Below are 21,422 nucleotides of genomic sequence, written 5' to 3' on the forward strand. Positions count from 1 at the left end.
CGGCGGCGGCAGGAGGAGGCGAGCGGGTCAAGCGACGCCGGTGCCCGCATCGGATTCGGCTGACCTCTTGGCCAGAATGCCCGCCTCCAGGACGCCCAGGCCCGGGGCCTCGGCGCGCAGTGCCCGTACCGCCTCGACCTGGGCCGTTGCCGGGTCGAGGCCGGCCGCTGCCAGCACCTGACGGGCCCACTGGACTTCCGGGTCCGGGGAGCGGGCCAAAAGACCGGAGAGCGCGGCTACGGCCTTCTGCAGGCCCGGCCGGTCGCCCGGTTCGGCTGCGGTGAGAAGCGCGCTCACCTCGGCGAGGGCGGTTTCCAGGTTGTCGACCACGATGAGGCCGGGACGTCGCGTGAAAATGACCAGTACCTCCGGAGACGGTATGCCCGGGCGGACGCCGGCCGTGCCACGCCGGGAGTCGCACCGACCGGATTGTCGCACTCACCCGGCCGCGCGCGGCGAGACCGGCCGCTCCGGGTCCGGCGCCGGCGGAAACATTGAGCGGCCGGGGTGCGCCCGCACCGTGTCCGGGTGAGGGGTGGGGCGGTCAGCCGTTGCGGCGGAAGAGGCAGACGATGGCGACGCGGTCGCCGCTGAGCGCCTTGCCCTCGCCGACGGCCATGTTGTAGAGCGCCCAGCCCTGCGACTCGACGGCCTGGATCTGGTCGGCGATACCGAGCATGGGGCCGGTGACGCGGCTGTTGGTGTTGGCCTCGATGAACTTGTAGACCAGCACGCTCTGTCCGGCGTCGATGGCCTTGCGGGCGTCGCTTGCCGCGCTGTTGGCCTTGGCGCCGTTGATGAATCCCATGGTGACTGCCCCTTTGTATCGGTGGCGTCACCTTGTCAGGTGCCGGCGGCGCGCGTCTGTCGTGTGATGGGCCTGTGACATGGCGAAGGCCCCGGCGCGGTGCACGCCGCCGGACGCTCGGGCGTTCATCCGTCGAGGCGGCGCGGACCGGGATCCGCGCCGGGCGGGCGCGGGCCGCCGTACGACGGACGCGTTCGGGATCACCGGTCCTCAGCGCTGGAGGATCTCGACGAGGCGCGGCCCCGCCGCCTCGGGGCCCTTCTTGAGGTACGCCGTGAGGTCGTCGAGGGTTTCCGCGCGGTGGACTTCGAGGCCGTAGCCGCGGGCGATGTCGAGGATGCCGAGGTCGGGGATGTGCAGGTACTCACCTGTGGGGACGTGCAGTTCTTCGGCGAATTCCTCCAGCGCGCGGTATTTGGTGTTGGTGCTGACCACGAAGGTGACCGGGACCTTGTGGCGGGCCGCGGTCCACAGGCCGGCGATGGTGTAGTGCGGCGAGCCGTCGCCGAGCAGGCAGACCACGGGCCGTTCGGGACGGCCGAGCTTGAGGCCGATGGCAGCGGGGAGGCCCCAGCCGAGTCCGCCGGCGGCGGAGTAGAACAGGGACTTCGCGCGGGTGATGGTGAGCCGGTCGCGGAGCATTTCCGCGGAGGTCCATTCGAGCGAGAAGACGGTCTCGTCGTCGCGGGTGCCGCGGTCGATGGCGTCGAGGATGGCTTCGGCGGTGAAGTGCGGTCCGCTGGTGTCGGCTTCGGCGATCGTGAGCGGCGTGGGCCAGGGCCGGTCGCTGGCGGCGACCGCGCCGCTGACGCGGACCAGCGCGTCGGAGGCGTCGCCGACGAACATCCGGCCGAACGGCGCGCGGGCGGCTTCGTCGGGGTCGTCGGTGACGGCGTAGACGGTGGTGCCGGGCTGAAGGAAGTCGTCGGTGCTCGACACGTGGTAGCGGAAGACCGGGGCGCCGAAGCACACGACGGTGTCGTACGGCGCGAGGACCTCGGCGAGCGCCCCGGCCGCGGTCGGCAGCAGCCCTTGGTGGCACCGGTGCCGGGTCGGGAACGGGCAGCGGGGCGCGCTGGGGGCGACCCAGACGGGGAGGTGGGCGCGCTCGGCCAGCTCGACGGCGGCCTGGAATCCTTCCTCGGTATCGGCGCCGGGGCCGAGGACGAGTGCCGGCCTGGCGGCGCCGTCGAGTGCGGAGACCAGGGTCTGGACCGTCTGCGAGGGGACGACGGGGGATCCGTCCACCGCACGCCGGAGCAGCTGGGTCTGCGCGCTGTCGTCGGCGGGCTCGGGCCAGTCGTCCAGGGGCACCGACAGATAGACGACGCCGCGCGGGGCGGAGTCGGCGAGCATGAGTCCCCGGGACACCAGGGCGGGGGCGTCCTGCGGGCGCAGGGGTTCGCCGGACCACTTCACCAGCGGCTCGGTGAGCTTGACGGGGTCGACATTGGTGAGCAGGGCGCCGACCGGCACGTAGCGCCGTGTCTGCTGGCCGGCCATCACGACCACCGGGGTGTGGCTGGCCTGGGTGTTGGTCAGGCACCCCATCGCGTTGCCGGTTCCGGCGGCCGCGTGCAGGTTCGCGAAGCCGACGGTGTCCGTCGCCTGCGCGAATCCGTCCGCCATCGCGACGACGGCGCCTTCCTGCAGGCCGAGGTAGTAGGGGATGTCGTCCGGAAGCCCGGTCAGGAAGGGCAGCTCGTTCGACCCGGGGTTCCCGAAGACCGCCTTGACCCCGTGGTGACGCAGTACCCCGTAGAACGCCTCGTTGACGGTCGCCATGGTTGGTTGGCCCCTTGTGTGAGGTGGCTGATCGGTCACCTCGACCCTAGGACGCCCAGCCATAGCGGTTCAAACACGACGAAAGCGGACTGGGCTGAATGCGCTTGGGGTTCGCCCGGTCGGATAGTCGTCGGGACCACCGGGCCGTCCTGCAGAGCCATCGCACCACCGGACGGCCGGTGCTGGTCGCACCCCCGACGACGGGCTGCGACCAGCACTCCCACCGCGCTTTCGGCGGCGCGGCGCCGCTACTGCCGGTAGGTGTCGCGGGTGTAACCGAGACTGAGCGGGGCGGTGTTGCCGAAGTACTGGGAGATCAGGTAGGCGGGATCCGTGGCGATGGTCCCGGCCGGCAGGTCGCTGCCGTCGTTGGTGTCGTCCCAGGCCCAGGGGGCGTGAGCGGCGTTGTCCTCGCCGTTGTCGCCGGCGAAGGTACCCCAACTGTGGTACGTCTCGGCGTTGTTGCGACGGCTCCACAGTCCGTCGCCGCTGAAGATGTCGACCAGCCGGTACGAGGCCTGGCGGTCGTTGCCACCGGTCGGCACGCTGCCCGCGCCGCGGCTCGGGTAGTACACGATGCCGTCGCCGCCCGGGAAGCCGCTGCCGTCCCAGGCGTAGGCGCCGTGCCCGCGGTCCTCCTGGAAGCTGGTGGGGTGCTGGGCGCCGTCGTAGGTCTGGAGGATCAGGCTGCCGTCGATGTTCTCCCGGCCGTCGGTGTACGGGCTGCCGGCCGGCACGTACGAGTAGAAGTTGTCGTGTGCGAGGGTGACGACCGCCCGCAGGGTGCCATAGGTGCTGCCGTCCTTGTGCACCACCTCCAACTGCCCCTCCATGTCGTTCTCGTGGGAGAAGATGTCGAGCGGGTAGTCCTTCCAGTCCCGGGGGTGGAAGAAGGCGTAGGTCAGGTACCAGTCGGTGCTGGTCTCCACCACCGAGTAGTAGACGGTCCCGGTGAGGTGGGCGGTGTCGGCGTCGAGGTCGTCCCAGTTGTTCAGGGTGTTCCAGTCGCCGTCGTAGTTCACCGGTGCGAGGTAGTCGGCGGTGTAGTAGGCCGACGAGGTGTCCTGGTAGTGGATCGGCGCCCAGCGGTACGCGAGGTCGGCGTCGCCGACGGCGGCGGGGGTCTGCGCCTGGGCCTGGGCGGGCGGGCCCAGCAGCGCGGCGGCGGACACCAGCGTGCTGGCGAGGGCGGCGAGTACGGTTCGCCGGATGGGCATGAGCACCTCCGAGGGGGACCTCCCAGGACGCTAAGGGAGGGGACCCGCGGAGTGCGACCGCCGTCGGTACTGTTCACCAGCCCCTCAGCGCCACGACCCCGGCCTTCAGCGGGCCTTCGGTGCGCGTTGGGTTGACAGCCCGGGACCGGTCGGACGCGATCGGGTCAGTACCGGGCGCGCCGGCGCAGCGAGCGGGGCCGGCCGTCGGGGTCCGCCACGAGACGTTGCAACGGGCGGCTGGCCGCGCTCGCCGCCCGGGACAGCTCCGGTACGGCGTAGGTCCGCAGCCGGCCGGGCGGACGGGGTCCGGCCTGGCCGCCGCGGTGCCAGGCGTCCAGGGCCGCGGCCTGCTCGGCGAAGGCCCGGAAGGCGGTCCGCGGGTCGCAGAGCGCGTCGGGCGCGTCGTGGTCGAGGTGCTCGGCGGCCAGTTCGAGCCGCAGGTCGCGGGCGAAGGCGCGGGCTCCGTCGCCGAGGCCGCCGGGGTCGCGGGGTTCCCGGATGTCGGGGGTCTCGTCGAGGACCGCGCAGCCGAGTTCCGAATCGTGGGTCCACGAGCGGCGGTTGACGTTGTCGGAGCCGACCGAGGCCCAGACGTCGTCGATGACGCACACCTTGGCGTGCACGTACACCGGCGTCCCGGCGTGGTTCTCCGGGCTGTAGACGGCGAACCGCTCGCCCCCCGCCCGCTGCAGCGCCCGCACCGCCTCGATCCGGCCCAGTACGTTCATCGGCCCGGTGAGCCGGCCGTCCTGGTCGGGATGGGCGGGCACCACCGCGATCATCCGCAGTGAGGGACGGGCGGTCAGTGCCTCGGCGAAGCCGGCCACGATCTCGGCGGACCACAGGTACTGGTCCTCCAGGTAGATCAGCGACCTGGCCCGGGCCAGCGCCTTGCGGTAGCCGCGGGCGACGCTGCGCTCGCCGTCCGGCGCGAAGGGGTAGCCGTGGCGGCGGGCCGGATACGTCCGCAGCAACTGGACGGTCTGGGTGCCGCGCGGGCGCGGGTCGGCGGGCTGCGGCGGCAGCGGGTCGGCGCGGGTGTCCTCGTGGTGGACGAGTTCCCGCAGCCGGCTCAGCGGGCTGCGGCTGAGCGGGGCGGGGTCCTGCCAGCGTTCCCGGAAGGTCGCCTCGACGTCGCCGACGGCCGGTCCGCGGACGGCGAGTTGGACGTCGTGCCAGGGGGGCCGCGGGCCGTAGGCGGCGGCCATGGGGAGCGCGCGGGGGTCGCCGGCGTGGCCGGCGTCGTCGCGGCGGCTGTGGCACAGGTCGATGCCGCCGACGAAGGCCACGTCCCGCTCGGGCCGGTCCGGGTGCCGCAGGACGACGAACTTCTGGTGGTGCGCGCCCCCGGGGCGTACCCGCATGTCCAGCAGGCACTCGCCGCCGGCCGCCTCGATCTCCTCGCCCAGGTGCCGGTTCTCGCGCTCGCTGAACTGGAGCCGGTCCAGGTGGGAGCGCCAGATCAGGCCCTTGACCACCACTCCGCGCCGGGCCGCGTCGCACAGCACCTCGCCGATCTCGGCGCCGGAACCGTCCAGTGTCTCGTCGGGGTCGCCCCGCCAGTCGGTGAAGAACAGCAGGTCGCCGGCCCGCTGGCCGCGGATGGCCGCGAGCAGTTCGGCGAAGTAGGCGGCGCCGTGCACCAGCGGCCGCACCTCGTTGCCGGTGGACCAGGCGAGACCGTCGGCGCGGCGCGTGTTCAGCCGGGTGGCCGGATTTCCGCGCTCGCCGGGGGTGAGCAACCAGTCGGCGGGTCCCATACGGCTCTCCTCTCCCGGTCGGCCTGCCGGACCGCCTACCCGGGTACGGCGGAGTCATCCGGACGGGCGGCCCATGACCAACTGCGCCGTCTGGTCCCGTTGGGGCCGAGGGGACAGCGGGAAGCCCGGCGGGCGGAGGCGATGGGCTCCGCTCGCGTTCACATCCGTGTCAGCCGGCCTGCGGAGCGGGGCGTTCGCACCGCAAGAGGTAGATCACCTCCGCAGGCTGAAGCCGATTCTTGTCATGTCCCTTGACCCTTCGGACGGCCCGGCCTAACTTCTGAAGCCACCAACGTCCACATCCATACACTGCGTTCAACTACATGAACATCTCTCCGCAGTCCTGTGCTCCGCGGAAGGCGGCGGGCTACCGCACGCGATCAGCGCACGCAGCGCGGCGTTTCGCCGCACCCCCGATCAAGGAGTAGTGAGCGAGTTGACCTCCATCGGACAGCAGGATCCGACCGCCCGGCACCGGATGCCCGGCCGGCGTGGACGCGCGGCGGGAGCCGCGGCGGGTATCGGTGCCCTTGTCGCCGCGGGCGCCGTGAGCCTGGCCGCGGCAGGCACCAGTTCCGCCGCCACCATCAGCGGAGACCTCGCCTGCGGGAAGGCGGCCTCCGCCACCAGCACCGCCGCCGGCACCGCGGCCGCGGTCACCGACTGCGACACGTCGACGTCCTGGCAGAGCTCGGCGAGCACGCCGCAGGAACTGAAGGTGGACCTGGGCGCCACCACCGGCGTCGACCATGTCACCGTCGCGTGGGGAGCCGGCTACGCCACCACGTTCAAGGTCCGCACCTCGGCCAACGGCACCTCCTGGCACACCGAGACCCAGGTGGCCGGCGGCACCGGCGGAACGCAGAGCGTCGCGCTGCCGGCCGGCACCGCCACCCGGTGGATCGAGCTCTACGCCGAGCACTACGCCTCCGGCGCCGCGGGCTTCACGGTCAGCGAGTTCGAGGTCTTCGGCGCCGCCGGCACCACCACGCCGCCACCCACCTCGCCCCCGACGACACCCCCCACGACACCCCCCACCTCGCCGCCCACCTCCGGACGCACCGTCCCGGTCTCGACCGCCGCGCAGCTGACCGCCGCCCTGGCCGACGCCCGGCCCGGCGACACCATCAAGCTCGCCGACGGCACGTACGCCGGCCAGTTCACGGCCACGGTCAAGGCCACCGCGGCCGCCCCCGTCGTCCTGACCGGCAGCGCCAAGGCCGTGCTGACCTCCAACGGCGGCAACGGCTACGGGCTGTGGCTCAACGGGGCGCCCTACTGGCAGGTCAAGGGGATCACCGTCGCGAACTCCACCAAGGGCATCGTCATGGACGCCTCCCCGCACGTCACGCTGGACGGCGTCAGCGTCCACGACATCGGCTACGAGGGCGTCCACTTCCGGTCCGGCAGCGACCACGGCCTGATCCAGAACAGCGACGTCCACGACACCGGCACCACGCACCCGGACTACGGCGAAGGCGTCTACATCGGCTCGGCGAACAGCAACTGGGGCCAGTACGCGGGCCCGACCGGCGTGGACGCCTCCGACTACGTCCAGGTTCTCAACAACACCATCGGCCCGAACGTCGCCGCCGAGGGCATCGACATCAAGGAGGGCACCCACGACGGCGTCATCCGCGGCAACACCCTCGACGGCACCGGCGAGAAGAACCAGAACTCCGGCGACTCCACCATCGACGTGAAGGGCGACAACTACGTCCTGGACGGCAACGTGGTCAGCAACCCGTACACCGACGGCTTCCAGGTGCACAACGTCTACGACCCCTACGGCTGCGGCAACACCTTCACCGACAACAAGTTCACCCTGGGCTCCGCGCCCGGTTACGGCATCAACGTCACCGACAACAGCGGCTGCGCCACCAAGAACACGGTGTCCTCCTCCAACACCGATACCGGCGGCAAGGGGCTGACCAACATCGCGGTCACCCCGTAGCCCGGCAGGACCGCTCCCGCGGTACGGCAGGCCGACCGCCGTCACGCCCGGGCGTGACGGCGGTCGGGCCGTACAGTCGAGCGGGTTCGTGGGAGCCGGCGGGGAGATCGGCCCCGCTCAGCCGGGTTTCGAGCCGCCGGCCTGAAGCGCCGCGCCGTGCACCGGTCCCGCAGTTAACGGAAACCGCTCCCGGGAGCAGGCCGACTCACCACACTGGTACCCACGCCGTGGAGCAAGCGGATCCACGGCCGATCGGGGGGTGCGCGGCATGGATGTCCTGCTCAATCTGACGCCGGACAGCGAGGCGGACGCGGCGGACAGCGACCGGCTGACGGCCCGGCTCCGTGCCGAACTGCGCACGCTCGACCTCCACACGCTGCGGGTGCCCCCCGAAGGCGCCCCGCCCGGGGGCGCCAAGGCCGTCGACCCGGTCACCGTCGGCGCCGTCGTGCTGGGACTGAGCGCTCCGAGCGGGATCCTCACCTCGCTGGTCGGGCTGCTGCAGGACTGGCTCGGCCGGCAGTCCGCCCGGCACCGCGTCTCGATCACCATCGACGGTGACACGCTGGTGCTGGAAAAGGCGTCCCCCGAGGAACGGCGGCAACTGATCGCAGCGTTCGTGCGCCGCCACGCGGCAGGTGGGGAGTAGCCGTGGGACGCCGACTGGCGCTGCTGATCGCAACGTTCGCGTACGAGGACGAGGGACTGCGGCAGTTGACCGCGCCCGGCCACGACGCGGAAGCACTGGCCGAGGTGCTGCGCGCGCCGGACATCGCCGGGTTCGAGGTGACGATCCTGATCAACGAACCGCATCACCGCGTCGGCGCGGCCCTCGGCGAGTTCTTCCAGGACAGCCGCCACGACGACCTCACCCTGCTGTACTTCACCGGACACGGTCTCAAGGACGACGAGGGCCGGCTCCACCTCGCCACGGCCGATACCCGCCGCACCAACCTCATGTTCACCTCCGTGTCCGCGGAGCAGATCGACCGGGCCATGAGCGCCTGCATGTCGCAGCGACAGGTGCTGATCCTCGATTGCTGCTACAGCGGCGCCTTCCCGGCCGGCCGGCTCGCCAAGGGCGACGCCGACGTGCACACGCTGGAGCGGTTCCACGGCCGCGGCCGTACCGTGCTGACCGCCTCCGATGCCACCCAGTACTCCTTCGAGGGCGACCGGCTGCACGGCAGCGCCCCTCGGTCGGTCTTCACCGGGCACCTGGTGCAGGGGCTGCGCGACGGCAGCGCCGACCTCGACGGCGACGGCGACATCACCCTCGACGAGCTGTACGCCTACGTCCACGCCAAGGTCGTCACCGAGATGCCGCAGCAGCGGCCCAAGAAACAGGAGAACGTCGAGGGCCGCACCGTCATCGCCAGGAACGTCAACTGGGCGCTGCCCGCCGCTCTTCAGCACTCCTTGGGCAGCCACCTCGTGGCGGACCGGCTCGGCGGCGTGCAGCAGCTCGCCGACCTGCTCCGTACCGGCAACGAGACGGTCCGGGCCCGGGCGACGGAGCAGCTCCGGCGTCTGACGGACGACGACAGCCGCAGTGTGTCCGCCGCGGCGGCAGCCGCGATGGGCGGAGCCGCCGAGGAGCCGCCGACGGCCGGTCCGGGGTGGGCGGAAATCGACCGCCTGCTCGAACAGGCGAGCGGGGCACGGGACCGGGGTGCGCTCGAACAGGCCGAGGACCACTACCGATCCGCCCTCGACCTGGCCGTCCTGCACCGCGCCAGAAGGAAGGAAGCCTGGGCCTGGGACGGCCTCGGCGCATGTCGCTGGCGGGACGGCGATCCCGAGATGGCGCTGAAGTTCTTCACCCGGGCCGATCGCCTCGCCGACGAGACACACGACACCCATCTCAAGGCCTGGAGCCTGTACAACTTCGGGGTGTACCGGCACGGACGCGGTGAAACGGGGGCGGCCAAGGACTTCTTCGAGCGCGCCCTCGCCGTGGCGCAGGCCCATCACTGCGCCGGCGCCGCGGGCTGGACCCACCACATGCTGGCCGAGGTGGCACAGAGCGAGAAGGACACCCGCCGGGAGCGGGAACACTACGCGGCGGCGCTGCGTCTCGGCCGGTCCTCCGATGACGACGTCCTGGCCGGCTGGAGCCTGTACCACCTCGCCAAGTGCGCGGAAGGCTCCGGCGATCTGCCCCAGGCGGCCGAGCAGTACGCGCGTGCCGTGGAGATCGGCGCCCGGATCCAGGACCGTTGGATGGTCCAGAACTCCGAGGAGGCACTCGCGCGGATCGCCGATCACGGGTAGAACCGCCCCTCGGCTCGATCGCAGCGTCCGCGGCCGTCAGGTCAGGAGTTCGTGGTGGAGCGCGCGGGCGAGCCAGTCGCGGAACGCCTCGTACGTCCAGTCCCGGTCGCCGACGAGATGGCGGTGGAGGCCGGGGTCGTTGTAGACGGTGATCACATCGGCGGCCCGGTCCGGGGTGAGGCGGGGGGAGAGGGCTTCGGCGGCGGTGAGGAGGGCGACGATCTGCCGCGCGCCTTCCAGCCGCTGGCGTCCGATGTCGGCCCACAGTGCGGCCACGTCCTCGTCGGTGTCGGCAGCGGTGCGGACGACGTCGTACAGCGCGGAGACCCGTGCCACGGCGGGGGCGAGGATATCGGCGTAGGCGGCGACGATCTCGGCCCCGCTGCCGAGCGCCCGCAGCTTTTGCGACTCGGGGCGGCCGGCCAGCGGGACGGGGCGTTCATCGCCCACCACGGCCTGGTCGTAGACGGTCTTGAGCAGGTAGGGCTTTCCGCCGGCCGCGGTGAAGACGGTCGAGCGGCTGACTCCCGCGGTCTCGGCGATGGCGTCGATCGAGGTGCCCGTGTAGCCGCGGCTCGCGAAGAGCTGGGAAGCGGCTGCGAGCACCGCGTGCCGGGTGGCTTCGGCCTGCCGGGCCCGGATGCCTGAGCGGGGCGTCGCTTCGGCTGGTGGCCTCCCGCTCATGGTCCTCGCTCCTGGTCCGATTCGGCTGCGCTGCCGCGCTCCGCCCTGCTGCCGTGGGGCCGCGCCGCCGCAGGGCTCCGGCTCTCCGGGCGCCGCAGCTACCGAGCCTACCGGCCGTCTCCGCGCGCTCCTTCCGGCCGCGCCCTCCCCGGGCGCGGCTGCGTGAGCGCGCCTGCACAGAGCGCCACGGACAATTTCATCAGACTCCGAGTATGATATTTTTGAGTTCAACAACAACGGTGGCCCCGGCCGGCACCGGCGGCTCTCGCACGCCGCCGGCCTGCGACGTTGCCACCCTCTGCGCAGAACGTCATCCCACGGAGAAACGCACCATGTCTGTTATGAACACCTTTATTCCGACCCTGCCGGTCCCGGGCGAGTTCGCGGGGCGCCGCGCCCTGGTCACCGGCGGATCGCGCGGGATCGGCGCGGCCCTGGCCCAGCGACTCATCGACGGTGGGGCCACGGTCGTGGCCAGTGCCCGCAGCCGCACGGAGGACACCCCCAAGGACGCGACCTTCATCAGCGGGGACATCCGCACCGCCGACGGAGCACGCCGCCTCGTCGGCGAAGCCCTCGGGGCGCTCGGCGGCCTCGACATCCTGGTGAACAACGCCGGCGCGGCCCGCGTGCACTTCGGGGAGATCCCCGACGAGGAGTGGGAGGACTCCCTCGCGATCAACTTCCTGTCGGCGGTCCGGCTGACCGCGGCCGCCCTGCCGGCTCTCAAGGAGAGTCCGAAGGCCGCGGTCATCAATGTCTCCACCGGCGTCAGTGCCAACCCGCCGGCCCCGGTCATGCACTACGGCGCGGCGAAGGCGGCCCTGGAGAGCTGGTCCAAGAGCCTGGCCACCCAGCTGTCCCCCGCCGGGATCCGGGTCAACACCGTGGTGCTGGGCATGATGGCCACACCGGGCGGCACCGAACTCCTGGAGACGATGGCGGGGGCGATGGGCGCCACGGCGGAGCAGGTCTACTCCTCGATTCCGCTGGGCCGGGCCGGCGACTCCCGCGACGCGGCCGAGGCGATCGCTTTCCTTCTGTCCGACCGGGCCCAGTGGATCGCCGGCAGTTCCCTCGCCGTCAACGGCGGCGCCTGACCGGCTGACGCGGCTCCCCGACGCGGTGCGTAGGTTGGGAATCATGACGATCGAGGTGGCACTGCGTGCTTTCCGGGAGGGCGACGCCGCCGAGGTGACGGATCTGCTGCACCGCGCCTACGCGGAGTTGGGGGCCCAAGGGCTGAACTTCACCGCGGTCGACCAGGACGAGGAGACCACGCTCAGCAGGGCATCGGCCGGAGCGTGCTGGGTGGTGGTGGCACGCGGCCGGATCGTCGCCACCGGCACGGTCTCCCTTCCTCCGCACGAGGGCCTGCGGACGCTCACCCGGCATGCCCGGGTGAGCACCCGGGCCTGGCTGAATCAACTCGCCGTCGACCCCTCGCTGCGCGGGCACGGGTACGCGCGGCTCCTGCGTGAGCAGGGCTTCGCCTGGGCGCGGGGCGCGGGCGCCACGTCCATCGGCCTCGACACCGCGCTGTCGGCCGACCACCTCGTCCGGCTCTACCGGGGCTGGGATTTCACGCACCGCGACACCATTCAGGTGCCCGGCAAGGTCTACCGGAGCGTGGTGATGACCCGCTCGCTGTGAGGGATGGCCGCGCCCTCCAGGTCCCGCCGTGCGGCGGCCGCACGGGTCGCCCGCCCACCGGGCGGCGCCAGGCCCGTTCACTCGTTGCGGGCGGTCTCGGGACCGGTGATCCGCCGGAGCAGCGGCAGCGTGGCGGCGATGACGGCGAGGGCGGCGGTGAGGCCGCCGGCGACCATGAGGTAGTACTCGCCGCCCGGCGGCCGCAGCGAGTAGCCGAGTTGCGCCTCGAGGAAGAGCTGCGCGGCCAGGAGGCCGGTGCCGATCGCCACCGCGGCGACGACGAAGAGCGGTACCGCGCTCTCCAGCAGCACGACCCGGCGCAGTACGGCCAGCCGCACCCCGGTCAGCCGCAGCAGGCCGAAGGGGCGTCTGCGGTCGCTCAGCCCGCCGGCGACGCTCACCGCGAGGCCGCAGCCGGCGATCGGGAAACTGACCGCGATCACCACTCCGGACAGCTGCTGGTAGCCGTCGAGTTGCTGGGAGATCCGGGCCCGGTCCTCGGCGATGGTGAACGGGACGCGCTGGTCGGGGTATCCGGCGGCCAGCACGGTACGGGCCCGCTCGACCGCCGGGGTCGTTCCGTCGGTGGTGACGACGATCTGCTGCACCGGGAGGGTCCTCAGCTGCTCCGGGGTGCTCCTGGCGGCGGGCCAGACCGCGGGCCAGCGAACTCCCCGGTCCTGCAGCCCGATCACGCTGAACGAGTCATTGACCGTTGCGGTCCGGGCCCCGGCCGGGCAGGTGCCGAAGACCGGTGTGGTGGCCAGTTGCGCGCAGTCGGCCAGTCCGCCGCCGAGCCCCGGGCCCGGGTCCGGATCGGCGTGCGGATCCGTATGGATTACCGTCACACCGCGCACTCCCGGTACCGAACGCAGCGCGGCCAGCAGACTGCCGGACGGCGAGGCCGCGGTCCCGATCAGCCGACCCCCGGCGTCGAAGTCCTGGTACTGCCCGATGACGGTGCTGCGGATCTGCCCGCTCCCGTGCGGGATGCCCCGTTCGGCGACCATGGAGGTGATCACCCCGACGGCCGTACTGGTGACGCAGAGGGCCAGGACGAGTCCGCTCACCGCGCGGAAGCCGGCCTTGGGGTCGTCCGAGAGCCGGCGACCGGCGACGAGTCGGGCCGGCCGGCTGGTGCGCCGGGCCATCAGCCGGGCGCCGACCATGGTCAGCCATGGTCCGGCGTGCACAATCCCGCCCATCACCAGCAGGATGCCCGGCACGAACGCCCGGATCTGGCCGTCACTGGTCTTCGGGTCCCGGCCGATGAAGTAGGCGAGTTCGAGCAGCCCCGCGGCCAGCGGGATCATCCGGTGGGCCCGGGGCGGGCGCGGTGTGACCCGCCGGGCCACACCGAGCGGCGAGATCCGCACGCGCCGCAGCGCGATGCGCGCCGACACCGCCGCCGCCACCGGGACACCGAGGGTGACCAGCAGGACGTCGCCGGCCGACAGGGACAGGTCGCCGACGAAGAACGGTGTCGTGGTGAAGGAGATCCTCGCCAGCAGCGGGCGGATCAGGAAGAACAGGCCGAAGCCGCCGGCGGTGCCGGCCGCGGCGGCGAGCGCCGACTCGACGGCTGCGATCACCGAGACCTGCCGGGGGGTGGCGCCGACCAGCCGCATCGAGGCGAAGCGCTGCTCCCGGCGGGCCGCCGACAGCCGGGTCGCGGTGCCGATGAGGACGAGCACCGGGAAGATCAGGGCGACGGCCACCACGGACAGGATGAGCTTCATTCCGTTGCTGTCCGTACCGGCGGCGACAACGCATTGGCTGCCGTCGCAGCGGCTGGGCGAGGCGTCCGTGATCGAGGTGACGCGTTCGGCCCGGTGACCGGCCGCGAGTTGGTCGGGACGGCGGCCGACGACGACGATCAGGGAGTCCGGGCCCGGGAGCGCCGCGTCGCCGATCGCGCCGATCAGGTGGCCGGGATAGCGGGCGGCGAGTTCGGCGGCGGGGGTGGAGTCGAGCAGCGCGATGAGGGCCGGGGAGGCGTAGAACTCCCCGGGTCCGGGCAGTCGCGGGATTCCTGGCGGCACCGGTGAGCGGGGACCGGTGGCAGCCAGGTCGACCCGGCCGATGACCTTGCCGTCGAAGCTGTCGGCCCGCAGCATCCACCACAGCGGGTCCACCGCGGCACCGTCACCGGCAGCGGGGTGCGACTCCCCCGCCGACCCCGACACCCTCGCCGGCCCCGTCGGCCCCGCCGCGCCGGCTGTCCCCGTGTTGAGCCAGGCGTTGCGGGCGTCCTGCGTGCCGGTGGCGTTCAGCGCCGCCAGCACGCCGAGCAGCAGCCCCACTCCCAGCGCCACGGCCGCCGCGACGATGACGAGGCGGGCGATCGCGTCCTTGCCGCCGCTCAGCGTGAGCCGGACGCCGAGGCGGATCACGAGCCGGCCCGGTCGGCGGCCGGCGCGGCCGGGGCGGGCCGTGCGCGCGGCGGGGACAGGGAGGTCACCTTGCCGTCGCGCACCATGACTTCGCGGTCCGCGCACGCGGCCACCCGCGGCTCGTGGGTGACCAGGACGACCGTCGTGCCCTGTTCGCGGGCCGCGCCGACCAGGAGCTCCATGACCTGTTCGCCGGTGAGCGAGTCGAGGGACCCGGTCGGTTCGTCGGCGAACAGCACGTCGGGCCGGGACACCAGTGCCCGCGCCAGTGCGACGCGTTGGGCCTGCCCGCCCGACAACTCCCCCGACCTGCGCCCTTCCAGCCCGTCCAGGCCGAGCCGGCCGAACCAGCCCCGGGCTTCGGACAGCGCCCCCGCCCGGCGGGTGCCGCCCAGGAGCAGCGGCAGCGCGACATTCTCCTCGGCGGTCAGTTCGGGGACGAGCTGGCCGAACTGGAAGACGAACCCGAAGCGGTCCCGGCGCAGTTCGGTGCGTTCGGTCTCGCGCATGCGGTCGACCCGGCGGCCGTCGAACAGGATTTCCCCGCTGTCGGGCGTGAGGATCCCGGCCAGGCAGTGCAGCAGGGTGGATTTGCCCGATCCGCTCGGGCCCATAATGGCCAGGACCTCACCGGACGCCACCGCCAGGTCCGCGCCGCGCAGTGCGGGCGTCCGGCCGAAGGACCGTACGACCCCGCGCGCTTCGATCAGAAGATCCGCCGCGCCGGACCGCGCCGTTGTGCCGTGGCCGTTCACTTCCGCACCTCCTCGGCGAGCGGGCCCAGCCGGGCGGCGGTGACCTCGATCCACCGGAGGTCGGCTTCCAGCCGGAACATGCCGTGGTCGGCGAGGAGTTTGTCGACCAGTTGGCCGGTCCGCTTGGTCTCGGCCAGCTCCCGCATCCGCCGCAGATGTTCCGTGCGCTGCACGTCGAGATAAGCCTGGGCGTCGCGCCCCAGCATCAGCGCCAGCACGACCTTGCTGAACAGCTCCGTCTGCAGGTGCGGTTCGGCCTCGACCGGCTCGGTCAGCCAGGCCTCGACCTCGGTGGCCCCCAACTCGGTGATGACGTACCGCTTGCGGTCGGGACCCGATCCCGGCTCGGCCGGCCCGACCACCACCTTCCCGTCCCGGGCGAGGCGGCCCAGGGTCGAATACACCTGCCCGAGCAGCAGCGGCTTGCCCCGGCTGAAGTAGGTGTCGTAGTCGCGTTTGAGGTCGTAACCGTGGCTGGGTTCCCGTTCGAGGAGCCCGAGGAGCGTCAGAGGGACCGTCATAACCGAGTGTCTACACTGAGTGTGCACACTGCGTCAATCGTTCACGGTCCGGCCTCCGCCGGGGTGTTGGCTTCAGCGGCGTCCGCGCCGGCCGCGCGGCACGCCCGAGAGTTCGCCGACCGGCGCGAGCACGTGTCCGCCGTCACCGGAGCACCACCACACGGCCGAGCCCCTCCACTGCGCGCCGTGGACACCGAACAGGTGCCGTGGGCACACCGGCCAGACCCGCCCGGTCCGTACGAGCAGGCTCTCCTGGATCAGGATCGCCAGGCCGGTCAGGGCGCTGGTGGGGATCGCGGCGCGGTCGGGCGCCGCCGACGCCGGTCTTTCATCCGTCCGGCCCGGAGCCGTGATGGCCGGCCCCGGCCCGGACCGACTGCCTCAGCAGGCGCTGCGGATGGCCACGGCGTCGATCCTGCCGCCGAAGTTGGTGTCGTAGGCCTTGGCGTAGTCACCGATGTTGACCGCGCGGAAGTCGCGCGGGTCGTAGTCGATGAAGCAGGCGCGAACGTTGGCATAGAAGGAGTAGACGTGGTCGTGCAGGTTGGGCGGCATGTCGCGGTAGCCGTTGGAGGGCATCCAGCGCCAGGGGGTACCCGAGAAGTCCCTGTCGTGCCAGAAGCAGATCTCCCCTGCCGCGCACTGCTCGGCCGCCTGCTGCCGGGCGGCGTCGGCCACTCGTCCGGCGGGGGTGACGGCGCCCGCCGGGGAGGGGCTCGCGGTGCCGACCAGGGCGACGCAGGCAGCGGCCGCGAGGGCGGCCAGACCCGTCCGAATGCGCATGGAGATACGTCCTTCCGCTGGAGGTGGTGCCGCCGGGCCTGATACCCGACCCGCCCAATGCACCACCCCTGCGTCCCGAATGTCTCCCGAACCGACCGATAAGCCCCCATTCGGGCTAGGAGCGGTGTGCATCCGGTGACGTCACGTCCGGGGAGAACTCCCCCGGTCCGGCCGCCAACAGCCCGTCAACCGAGCCCACTCCGGAGCGACGAGCCTGGCCCGACCGACGGATCAGGGCAGTTTCGCGATCTGCGCGGTGACCACGTCCATGGGCAGAGCCACGGTCCTGCCCGGGTTGCTCTGCACCTGGAACCAGGCGATGACGGAGCCCTTGCGAACCACCAACTGCTCGAAGGGGACGCGCACCGTGCCCTCCGCGTCGCTCATCTTCTCCATGATCCCGTACTCGACGGCCTCGTCGCCGAGATTCGGGTCGGGCAGCGGTCGGGGGTGCTCGAAGCCCTGTGTCATGTCGACCGGCCCGGTGAACGAGGTGCATCGGGACAGCGCCGCCCGCAGGTCGGCCAGGACCTTGTGCGCGTCGCCGGGCCGGTACGCGATCAGGGCTGTCTCCACGGAGTCGCCGTGCCCGCTGGCGGCGTCGTCGGTGTGGGCGTACTGCCGGTAGGCACTGCCCTGCTGGCTGTTCTCGTAGACGTGCTGGCAGCTCGGCGGGGAGATCCGGGGCAGGGGGGGCCAACAGGCTGCCGGGTATCTCCGTCCCGTCGGCGGCGCGCGCCCCTTCGGTACCGAACCGGTAGCCCGGCAGGTCCTTTTGGTCGAGCACGTAGGTGCTGAGTTCCCGTTGCCCCACCAAGCGCGAATTGCTGCGGCTCTCCGGCCCGCTCCGGGCCGCGGGCGTACCCGTCGGCACGGCGTACGGCGACGCACTGGGCTTCCCCGTCCCGGCCGAGCCGGTCCCCGCGCCCGCGGAACGTCCGGGAGACGCGGCCGCCCCCGGTTTCCGGAGAACCCCGTTGCCGCTCCCGCCCCCGCACCCCGCCACCGTGCCCAGCGCCGCTGCGGTGCAGACCGCCACCGCCGCACGCAGCAGCCAGCCGTTCGGCATACCCCACCCCTGACTTCCGTCCCACCCACCCCGACAGCGCCGGACGGCGCCCGACGGGGCATTCAACACGGCCCCGGACCGGCGCCCGCCACCGGGCTCGGGCGAACGCGGGCCGCCGGGCCGCTCAGAGCCGCTCAGAGCCGCTCAGGGCAGGTCAGGGCAGCTCGCGCAGCCACGCCGCGATGGCGTCGCCGATCCGGTCGGGGGCGTCTTCCTGGACGAAGTGGATGCCCGGGACGGTGACCTCGCGCTGATGGGGCCAGGTGCGGCACTGCTCCCGGGGTCTGCCGGTGAGGAAGAGGCCGGGTTCGGCGTTGACGAACAGCTTCGGCACCGGGGTGGTGCCGAGCCAGGCGGCGTTGGCCGCGACGACAGCGGTGACATCGGCGGGCTCGCCGTCGAGCGGCAACTCGCGCGGCCAGACGAGCAGTTGGCGGCGCGCTTCACCGGGCTCGCGCCAGGGACGGCGGTAGACGTCGAGCTCCTCCGCGGTGAGGTCGCGCAGCACGCCGCTGGGAAGGAACCCTTCGATGAACACATTGTCGTCGAGGACGAGCCGTTCACCTTCGGGGCCGCGGACACGTCCGATGAACTCGCCGCCGTCGGCGAAGTCGGCCGGCGTCAGCGGCGCCACGATCGCTTCCATGTAGGCGATGCCGCGTACGGCGTCCGGGTGACGGCGCGCCCAGTCGAAGCCGAGCACCGAACCCCAGTCGTGCACCACGAGCACGACGCGCTCGCGTACGTCGAGCCGCTCCAGCAGGCGCTCCAGGAAGTCGGCGTGGTCGGCCAGCCGCATACCGCGCCCCGGCAGCGGGTCGGAGTCGCCCATTCCGGCCAGGTCGGGTGCCAGGCAGCGGCCGAGCCCGGTGAGGTGGGGCAGCACGTGGCGCCACACATAGGAGGAGGTCGGATTGCCGTGGAGGAAGACGATCGGGTCGCCCTGTCCCGCTTCGACGACCGCGATCCGGGTGCCCTCCACATCGACGCGCCGCTTCTCGCCGGTCACAGGGCTCATCTCGACTCCATCCCCGTCGGTTCTCCGTGGCGTTCAGATTAGGCACGGTCAACGGCGGGCTCGGCCAAGAGGCGCCCGGCTCGCCGGGTGAAGCGGCCACCTGGCCGCACGCGCACGGGCCTGCGGGCCGGCCGCCGGGCTTGACGGATCCCGCTCGGGTGCCCGGACCGCACGGGCGCGGGCGGTCCGCGGACGGCCGCCGGAGCCGGGGCCCGCCCGGACGGCGAACGGCCCGCGCGCGGAGCGAAGGCACCCGGCCGGGCCCTCCGTACCGCCCCGGTCGACGGGCCTGTCATGGTTGGCGTGTTCCGCGTCCGCACCGCTGACGGCCCGGCCCCTCCAGCGGGTTGGGGAGAGCGGCACATCCACCGCCATCCATCAGGCAAAGGATCACCACATGCGATCTGTGTCGGGAGCCCGGCAGTCGGCGCGGGAAGGCGGCCGCGGACTGCGGGCGTGGTTGACCGCACACGACCGCGATCTGACCGCGACCCGGCGCGCCGGGCGTACCGCCATCGTCATGCCGGCCATGTTCGCCCTGGCCGGCCAGGTGATCGGGAATCCGGCGATCGCGACCTTCGCGGCCTTCGGATCGTTCTCCATGCTGCTCCTGGTGGACTTCGGAGGCCCGATGCGCGACCGGCTGCGGGCGCAGGCCGCGCTGGCGGCGGCCGGGGCGGTGCTGATCTGCCTGGGCTCGGCCGTCTCGCAGCTGACCTGGCTGGCCGCGGTGACCATGGCCGTGGTGGGTTTCGGGGTGCTCTTCTCGGGGGTGGTCAGCTCCGTACTGGCGGGGGCGACGACGTCGCTGCTGCTGGCGTTCATCCTGCCGGTCGCCGTCCCCGCGCCGGTGGCGATGCTGCCGGACCGGCTGGCCGGGTGGGGACTGGCCACGGCCGCCTCGCTGGCGGCCGTCGCCCTGCTGTGGCCGGCGCCGGTCCGCGATCCGCTGAGCAGGGCGGCCGCGGCGGCCTGCCGGGGTCTGGCCGCTCAACTGCGCGCGGAAGCCGGCGGGCTGCCGGACGGGGAGGCCGGTGGGGACACCGGTGGGGACACCGGTGGGGACACCGGGACTGTGGGGACCGGCGAGGGCGAACCGGGTTCCCCCGGTGCGGGGACGGCCGCGGTCGCCCTGCTGCACCGGGCGTTCATCGCCACCCCCTACCGGCCGACCGGCCTGACCACGAGCGCCCGGGCCCTGGTCCGGCTGGTGGACGAACTGACCTGGCTCGCCGCCATCATCGGTGAGGGCGGCCCGCGCCATGAGGGAGTCCGCGCCACCCGGACCGCCGGGGCGGTGCGATCGGAGGTGGCCACCGTGCTGGAGCGCGGCGCGGACCTGCTCGACGCGCCGCAGGGCGACCCGGCCGCACTGCGCTCGGCGGTCGCGGACCTGAGGACGGCGCTGGAGGCGATGGAGGCCGAAGCGATCTCCGAACTCCCCTCCTACGGCAGCGTGGCGCCGGGCGGGCGCGCGCAGGTGTCGCGGGAGGTACGGGTGAGCGCACTGGTCACCGCCCTCGATCCGTCCTTCCGCGGCCAGGAGATGAGCTTCGCGGTCTCGCAGATCGCGGCGAACATCGACCTCGCGGCGGCCGCGGACCGGCGCAGCTGGCCGGACCGCCTGCTGGGCCGGGTCCCCGAGGGCGGCCCCGGCGGCTTCGCGGCGGCCCGCACCCGGGCCGCCGCCCACGTGGAGCCCCACTCGGTCTGGCTGCACAACAGCCTGCGCGGCGCGATCGGGCTGGCACTGGCCGTCACCGTGGCCGACGTCACCAGCGTCCACCAGGCGTTCTGGGTGGTTCTCGGCACCTTGTCGGTCCTGCGCTCCAACGCGCTGAACACCGGACAGAGCGTGCTGCGCGGCATGCTCGGGACGGTGGCCGGCTCCCTGCTGGGCGCCGGGCTGCTGCTGCTCATCGGCAACGACACCGAGTTGCTGTGGTTCCTGCTGCCCCTGGCGGTCCTGATAGCCGGCACGGCGCCGGCCGTCGTGTCGTTCGCCGCGGGCCAGGCCGCGTTCACGGTGACGCTGGTGATCCTTACAACATCGTCCAGCCGGTGGGCTGGAAGCTGAGCCTGATCCGGGTGGAGGACATCGGCCTCGGATGCGCGGTGAGCCTGGTGGTGGGACTGTTCTTCTGGCCGCGCGGGGCGTCCGCCGCGATGGGCAAGGCGCTCGCCGAGGCGTACGAGGAGAGCTCCGCGTATCTGAAGGCCGCGGTGACCTTCGCGGCGGGCCGCTGCTCGGCGTCCGCCGCGGGGCCCTCGACGCCGGTGGCCGAGGCCGGGCAGGCCGCCGCGGCGGCCCGGCGGCTGGACGACGCCTTCCGCAGCTACCTGGCCGAACGCGGTGCCAAGCCCGTCCCGTTGGCGGAGATGACGACGCTCGTGACCGGTGTCGTGGGGCTGCGGCTGGCGGCCGATGCCGTCCTCGCGCTGTGGGAGCGGGCCGGGGCGGAGCGCCGCGCCGACCGTACCGCGGCCCGCGGCGAGTTGCTGGCCGGCGCCGAGGGGGTGTCCCAGTGGTTCGCCGCGCTCGCCGCCAGCCTCGAAGGCGACCGGCCCGCGCCCGAGCCGCTCCCCCACGACGACGCGGCCGAGCGCCGGTTGGCCGAGACGGTCCGCCAGGACCTGGAAACGCGTGGCGGCGAGAACACCGCCGCCGCGGTCCGGGTGATCTGGACCGGTGATCACCTGGACGCCGCCCGCCGCCTCCAGCCCGCGCTCGCCGCGGCCGCCCGCACC

Annotated in this window: 19 protein-coding genes and 1 pseudogene; 8 read left to right on the forward strand and 12 right to left on the reverse strand. The window is 72.8% G+C overall.

Annotated elements, in window-relative coordinates; all coding sequences use genetic code 11:
* Positions 1–27 precede the first annotated feature (27 nt).
* From GA0115240_RS18470 to GA0115240_RS18490, 5 genes are all read right to left on the reverse strand, one after another.
* Positions 28–330 carry a hypothetical protein gene (locus GA0115240_RS18470; RefSeq protein WP_093737773.1) on the reverse strand — a complete coding sequence of 101 codons (303 nt, stop codon included), beginning with the start codon at positions 328–330 and terminating at the stop codon, positions 28–30.
* Positions 331–544: 214 nt separating this feature from the next.
* A complete protein-coding gene (locus GA0115240_RS18475) occupies positions 545–808 on the reverse strand; it encodes a hypothetical protein (RefSeq protein WP_093737774.1) in 264 nt (87 codons plus the stop codon).
* Between the two features lie 210 nt (positions 809–1,018).
* On the reverse strand, positions 1,019–2,593 hold the full coding sequence (gene mdlC, locus GA0115240_RS18480; RefSeq protein ID WP_161302285.1) for a benzoylformate decarboxylase: 1,575 nt from the start codon (positions 2,591–2,593) through the stop codon (positions 1,019–1,021).
* Between the two features lie 248 nt (positions 2,594–2,841).
* Entirely contained in the window at positions 2,842–3,810 is a 969-nt protein-coding gene (locus GA0115240_RS18485; protein WP_202451513.1) for a hypothetical protein, read from the reverse strand.
* A 164-nt stretch (positions 3,811–3,974) separates the two neighbouring features.
* Entirely contained in the window at positions 3,975–5,570 is a 1,596-nt protein-coding gene (locus tag GA0115240_RS18490) for a phospholipase D family protein (protein ID WP_093737776.1), read from the reverse strand.
* A 427-nt stretch (positions 5,571–5,997) separates the two neighbouring features.
* On the opposite strand from GA0115240_RS18490, the gene GA0115240_RS18495 reads away from it, so the two are divergent.
* From GA0115240_RS18495 to GA0115240_RS18505, 3 genes are all read left to right on the forward strand, one after another.
* Positions 5,998–7,524, forward strand: coding sequence for a discoidin domain-containing protein (locus GA0115240_RS18495; RefSeq protein WP_093737777.1), 1,527 nt, complete (start codon positions 5,998–6,000; stop codon positions 7,522–7,524).
* Between the two features lie 268 nt (positions 7,525–7,792).
* Entirely contained in the window at positions 7,793–8,173 is a 381-nt protein-coding gene (locus tag GA0115240_RS18500; RefSeq protein WP_093737778.1) for an effector-associated constant component EACC1, read from the forward strand.
* Between the two features lie 2 nt (positions 8,174–8,175).
* Complete coding sequence (locus GA0115240_RS18505) at positions 8,176–9,798, forward strand: caspase, EACC1-associated type (RefSeq protein WP_093737779.1); 1,623 nt, start codon at positions 8,176–8,178, stop codon at positions 9,796–9,798.
* A gap of 36 nt (positions 9,799–9,834) precedes the next feature.
* Here the strand turns inward: GA0115240_RS18505 and GA0115240_RS18510 are convergent, their stop codons facing one another.
* On the reverse strand, positions 9,835–10,482 hold the full coding sequence (locus tag GA0115240_RS18510) for a TetR/AcrR family transcriptional regulator (protein WP_093737780.1): 648 nt from the start codon (positions 10,480–10,482) through the stop codon (positions 9,835–9,837).
* Between the two features lie 341 nt (positions 10,483–10,823).
* On the opposite strand from GA0115240_RS18510, the gene GA0115240_RS18515 reads away from it, so the two are divergent.
* Both GA0115240_RS18515 and GA0115240_RS18520 read left to right on the forward strand, forming a co-directional pair.
* On the forward strand, positions 10,824–11,582 hold the full coding sequence (locus tag GA0115240_RS18515; RefSeq protein ID WP_093737781.1) for an oxidoreductase: 759 nt from the start codon (positions 10,824–10,826) through the stop codon (positions 11,580–11,582).
* Between the two features lie 43 nt (positions 11,583–11,625).
* Entirely contained in the window at positions 11,626–12,135 is a 510-nt protein-coding gene (locus tag GA0115240_RS18520; protein ID WP_093737782.1) for a GNAT family N-acetyltransferase, read from the forward strand.
* A gap of 77 nt (positions 12,136–12,212) precedes the next feature.
* On the opposite strand, the gene GA0115240_RS18525 is transcribed toward GA0115240_RS18520, so the two are convergent.
* The 5 genes from GA0115240_RS18525 to GA0115240_RS18545 form a co-directional block, all read right to left on the reverse strand.
* Positions 12,213–14,528, reverse strand: a complete 2,316-nt coding sequence (locus GA0115240_RS18525; RefSeq protein ID WP_093737783.1) for an FtsX-like permease family protein — start codon at positions 14,526–14,528, stop codon at positions 12,213–12,215.
* A complete protein-coding gene (locus tag GA0115240_RS18530; protein WP_256069874.1) occupies positions 14,525–15,283 on the reverse strand; it encodes an ABC transporter ATP-binding protein in 759 nt (252 codons plus the stop codon). Before GA0115240_RS18530 ends, GA0115240_RS18525 begins: the two co-directional genes overlap by 4 nt.
* The gene (locus GA0115240_RS18535; protein WP_093737784.1) at positions 15,280–15,804 is read right to left on the reverse strand and encodes a PadR family transcriptional regulator; all 525 of its coding nucleotides are present in this window, start codon (positions 15,802–15,804) and stop codon (positions 15,280–15,282) included. The genes GA0115240_RS18530 and GA0115240_RS18535 overlap by 4 nt, the downstream gene beginning before the upstream one ends.
* Before the next feature lie 381 nt (positions 15,805–16,185).
* Positions 16,186–16,587 carry a peptidase inhibitor family I36 protein gene (locus GA0115240_RS18540; protein WP_093737785.1) on the reverse strand — a complete coding sequence of 134 codons (402 nt, stop codon included), beginning with the start codon at positions 16,585–16,587 and terminating at the stop codon, positions 16,186–16,188.
* 231 nt (positions 16,588–16,818) lie between these two features.
* Entirely contained in the window at positions 16,819–17,163 is a 345-nt protein-coding gene (locus tag GA0115240_RS18545; protein WP_093737786.1) for a hypothetical protein, read from the reverse strand.
* A 215-nt stretch (positions 17,164–17,378) separates the two neighbouring features.
* On the opposite strand from GA0115240_RS18545, the gene GA0115240_RS18550 reads away from it, so the two are divergent.
* Positions 17,379–17,669, forward strand: coding sequence for a hypothetical protein (locus GA0115240_RS18550; RefSeq protein WP_141708883.1), 291 nt, complete (start codon positions 17,379–17,381; stop codon positions 17,667–17,669).
* A 141-nt stretch (positions 17,670–17,810) separates the two neighbouring features.
* Here the strand turns inward: GA0115240_RS18550 and GA0115240_RS18555 are convergent, their stop codons facing one another.
* Positions 17,811–18,674 (reverse strand): haloalkane dehalogenase, encoded by an 864-nt coding sequence (locus tag GA0115240_RS18555; protein WP_093737788.1) that lies wholly within the window; start codon positions 18,672–18,674, stop codon positions 17,811–17,813.
* Between the two features lie 397 nt (positions 18,675–19,071).
* On the opposite strand from GA0115240_RS18555, the gene GA0115240_RS18560 reads away from it, so the two are divergent.
* On the forward strand, positions 19,072–20,751 hold the full coding sequence (locus GA0115240_RS18560; RefSeq protein WP_237554992.1) for an FUSC family protein: 1,680 nt from the start codon (positions 19,072–19,074) through the stop codon (positions 20,749–20,751).
* Positions 20,736–21,422, forward strand: a pseudogene (locus GA0115240_RS38315) (FUSC family protein); the annotation flags it as partial. The gene GA0115240_RS18560 and the pseudogene GA0115240_RS38315, both read left to right, overlap by 16 nt.

The organism is Streptomyces sp. DvalAA-14 (genome assembly GCF_900091855.1).
Classification (GTDB): domain Bacteria; phylum Actinomycetota; class Actinomycetes; order Streptomycetales; family Streptomycetaceae; genus Actinacidiphila.